A 3,973-nucleotide genomic window follows, 5' to 3' on the forward strand; every position below is an offset into this window, starting at 1 on the left:
CGGGCGATCCCGACGGCCTCCCGCGCCAGCCGCAGCACCGACTTGGTCATGGGCCGGGTCGTCTGGCTCTTGGTCTTCATGCCCCTTCTACGAACACCGGCCCGGGATTGTTTTCGACAGAGCACCACGAGGGGAGAAGGGATGACCATCCCCGCCCTGGTCCCGCGGCTTCGGGCCTGTCTCCCCCCCGGTCAGGCCGGGAGGATGGAGGCGAGGCGGTTGTTGCGGATCGTCAGGCGGGCGCGGAAGTCCCGGGCGGTGTTCGCGCCGCCGGAGGGGAAGCTCCCGGCGTACGCGCCGTCGAGCGGGTTGCCGGCGGCGTCGAAGATGCCCTGGCCGGTCGCGAGGTTGCGGCCCGAGAGGATCGTCAGCGTGTGCGCGCCCTGGCGGATCGGGCGGGCCGTCCGCAGGGTGACGACGGTGGCCGTCGCGGGCCACGGCGGGGCCGTTTGAACGGACTGGACGCCCATCGGGCCGAAGACGTAATTGCCCGGCAGCTCGGCCGCGAACAGGGCCGAGCCCGCGTCCCCGGCGCCGCCGTGGTCGCGGATGTAGATCTGGACCGCGCGGGCCAGCGGGTCGACCGCCACGCCCCAGACCCTCGGGCCCAGGGTGTCGATCCGGAGGGGCCCGGCGAGGTTCGCCGTGCCGTTCGCCGCGGTCGAGGCGGTGGTGGAGACGGCCTGGATGGTGTAATCGCCGTCGATCAGCGGCGCCGCCGCGGTGATCGCCCAGCCGCCCGAGGCGTCGGCCGTGGTCGATCCCAGGGGGATGAGCGGGCCCCCGCCGCGCGCCGCGGCGTAGAGGTCGATCCGCGCCCCGGGCGAGCCCGAGGCCCCGACGAAGGTCGGCCGGACGACGTTCGTGATCAGGTCGGACGAGGAGACCCCGGAGTCGCTCCCGGGCGTCAGGAAGACGCCCAGGCTGGGCGCGGGGGCGGTCGTGCCGGACGTGCCGGACACCTCGAACGTCACCCCCACGTTCGACACGACCGTCCGGGCGTCCGACGTCCCCGAGAGCCGGATGACCGGCGTGAAGACGCCCGACCGGCCGTAGGTGTGCGAGCCGATCACGCGGTACGTCCCGGGCGAGCCGGGGACGGCCTGGATGATCCCGAGCGACGCCGTGCCGTCGCCCCAGGCGATCGTGGCCGTCAGCCCCGCGAACGTCAGCCCGGGGATGGTCGCGATCAGGATCCCCGCGGTGACGTCGACCAGCGGGACCTGGGCCGTCGCCGCGATCGCCGTCGGCCGCGCCTCGAACATGGGGGCGGACGAGTTGGCGACGCGGACCTCCTCGTAGTTCCTCGCCGAGACCGTCGCGGATTCCGGCGCCAGCGCCGGGATCTGGATCGCGTTCGGCCCCAGGCCCACGATGTTGGCGGCGCCCAGGCGCAGGCCCCCCGCGTCGATGTACAGCGTGTCCGTGTCGGGCTGGCCCTCGGTGCTGCTCGTGCCGGCGTCCAGGCCCACGCCGATCACGCCCTCGAGGCCGGTCAGCCTCACGTAGGCGGAGTCGGCCCCGAAGTTCTGGACGACGAAGATGGACGTCCCCGGCGGCGCGGCGTGGAGCTGCACGACGTCGTCGTTGGGCGTCGACTGCGGCGAGGCGTCGTCGATCATGAGCGTCGACAGCCCGACGACCGGGGGGATCGTGGTGGTGCCGTCGGGGTTCGTCAGGCGCTCCGGCGAGTAGTCCAGCACGGTCGTCACCGTGCCGAGGGACCATCCCCGCGAGATCCGCACGTCGGTCTTGCCGGCGACGAAATAGCGGGCCAGGCGCACGGCGGGGTTCGCCTCCCGCAGCATCAGCCCCTGCCCCTGGATGACGGTGGAGAGCGAGTCGATCACGCCCAGCGTCGAGTCGGTCTCGGGGGGGACGTTCCCGCCGTTCATGATGTCGTAGAACCAGCGGTAGGATTCGACGGCCGCCGAGTCGTCGAACAGCGGGGCGGCGGGGTCGAGCTGATACGCCACCCTCCGGGTGCCGCCGTCGGCCGCGACCATCTCGATCTGGCCGCGATAGAGCGGGAACGCCGTGTGGGCCTGGCTGGCGAAGGCCCCCGCCGGCGGCGAGCCGACGAACGCCAGGGCGTAGCCCGCGCCGGCCCCCAGCCCGGCCGCGCCGACGTAGGTCAGCCCCGATCGAGGGGCGTTGGACGCGGGCGCCGAGCCGGTGGGGAGCGGGTCGCCGTCGCGGAAGTCGACCAGCAGCGACGCGCCGCGGTTCCCGGTGGCGTTCAGCCCGAGGCTGTGGACCTCGCCCGGGCGGAAGAACAGGCCGCCGACGTTCGGGTTGGTCGAGTCGCGCATCACCGCGTAGGGCGACGTGGGCGAGGCGAGCCCCAGGGCCCAGTTCGGGTTCCCCCGGCGCGCGCCGGTGTTCCAGAAGTTGGAGACCTGGACGTCGATCGTCCCGCCGCCGCCGTTGAGGACGAGGTCCGAATCGAGCCCGTAGGAGGCGCCGCCGCGCACGGCCTCGACCTGGACCGTCGAGCGGCCGTTCCCGGCGTTGAAGTAGACCGGCGAGTCCATCGACGAGACGTAGAGGTTCGCCGACCCGGCCGAGAGGAGCCTGAGCATGCTCCCCGGGGAGGACGACGTGCCGACCACGGAGAAGTCGCGGCTCGCGGGCCCGGCCGAGCCGTCGATCGTGGTGACGACGCCCCCGGCCGTCCCCGTGACCAGGTACAGCGGGCTGTCGACCGAGGCGGCCGAGGTCCCCTTCAGCGTCACCCGCGCCAGGCCGGTGTACGAGACGCCGACGAAGCCCGTCGCCGAGGGGGCCGCGATGGCCGTCGAGGTGATACGGTACGTCGGCCTGACGCCCGGGCCGTAGGTCGCCGCGCCGTCGTCGACCGTCAGGCTGTTGGACGTGAAGGTCGACGCCGACGCCACGGTGATCGACGCCGCGAGCGCCCGCAGGCCCACGGCGCCGGCCCCCTGGTCGTCGCCCAGGATCACCCGCTCGGAATCGGCCTGGAGGTCGATCACCATCGGCAGCGCGGTGCTCCGCACGCGGATCGTCTGCCCGGCCGAGGCGGCCTCGATCCGGATGCCGCCGGAGGGGTTCGCCACGGTGACAGTCCTCGTGCCGTCCCCCGTCACGACCAGCGACGAGTTGTTCGTCACGTCGATCGGCGGCTCGCCCGGATTGACCGCGAACGTGTAGACCCCGCCCGTCGTGCTCACCAGGAGCGACTGCGGCGCGGCCGGGTCGGTCCTGTAGACGATCGAGCCGTCGTCCGCGATGTCGATCGAGGCGTTCAAGAGCGCCCGCCCCTCAAGCCTCTCCAACCCCGGCCGCCTCGACCGCCCGCGCCGCGCGCGAATCGTCATCGTGTCCCCTCCCGGATGCCTCGCCCATCGTCTCGCCGACCAGGGCTTTATTTTTGCCCACCTTCTCCAGATTCGCAACCCTGGCCGGGCGGACGACATCCACCCAGGGGGCCGACATGGCGTTCAGCGGGCCCGCGCGGCGGCCCAGGCGCGAAGGCGGCGCGACCAGGCGGGGCGATCCAGGGCGTCGTCGGCCGTGATCCAGTCGCGGATCTCATCGAAGGGGATGCCGACCTCGCCCGCGACCTCCTCCGCGAACCGGCCCAGGAGCGAGCGGAACTCCCTGTGGATCGGGCCCTTGACCATGATCTCCATGTCCTCGCCGTCGAAGGCCGCGCGCACGGGGGACGATTCGGGCAGGCCGTCGACGAAGCGCTCGTAGAATCCCCACGAGACGCCCGCCGCGAGGATGCGCGTCTCGCCGCCCGTCGCGGGGCCGGTCGCTTCCGTCCGGGTCGCGGTCGCCATGGCTCCCCTCGCTCGATCGAAAACACCCCGCGTGGGGCGATGACGAATATCCCTCCTCCCCTCGGGGGAGAAGGTGGCCGAAGGCCGGACGAGGGGGGCGTAACAGAGGGCTTGTTGTGGTGCGGCCGTCTCGGCTGCACGTCGCTGGCTGGCGCGTGCAGCCGAGA

2 protein-coding genes are annotated in these 3,973 nt (G+C 72.9%); both read right to left on the reverse strand.

All coding sequences use genetic code 11. From position 1 onward, the window contains the following. Positions 1-191: 191 nt before the first annotated feature. Entirely contained in the window at positions 192-3,338 is a 3,147-nt protein-coding gene (locus WG209_RS14015) for an Ig-like domain-containing protein (RefSeq protein WP_337175677.1), read from the reverse strand. 123 nt (positions 3,339-3,461) lie between these two features. Further along, positions 3,462-3,806 carry a hypothetical protein gene (locus tag WG209_RS14020; RefSeq protein WP_337175678.1) on the reverse strand — a complete coding sequence of 115 codons (345 nt, stop codon included), beginning with the start codon at positions 3,804-3,806 and terminating at the stop codon, positions 3,462-3,464. Between the last annotated feature and the right edge of the window lie 167 nt (positions 3,807-3,973).

The sequence above is a fragment of the Paludisphaera sp. genome (assembly GCF_037189885.1).
Taxonomy (GTDB): Bacteria; Planctomycetota; Planctomycetia; order Isosphaerales; family Isosphaeraceae; genus Paludisphaera.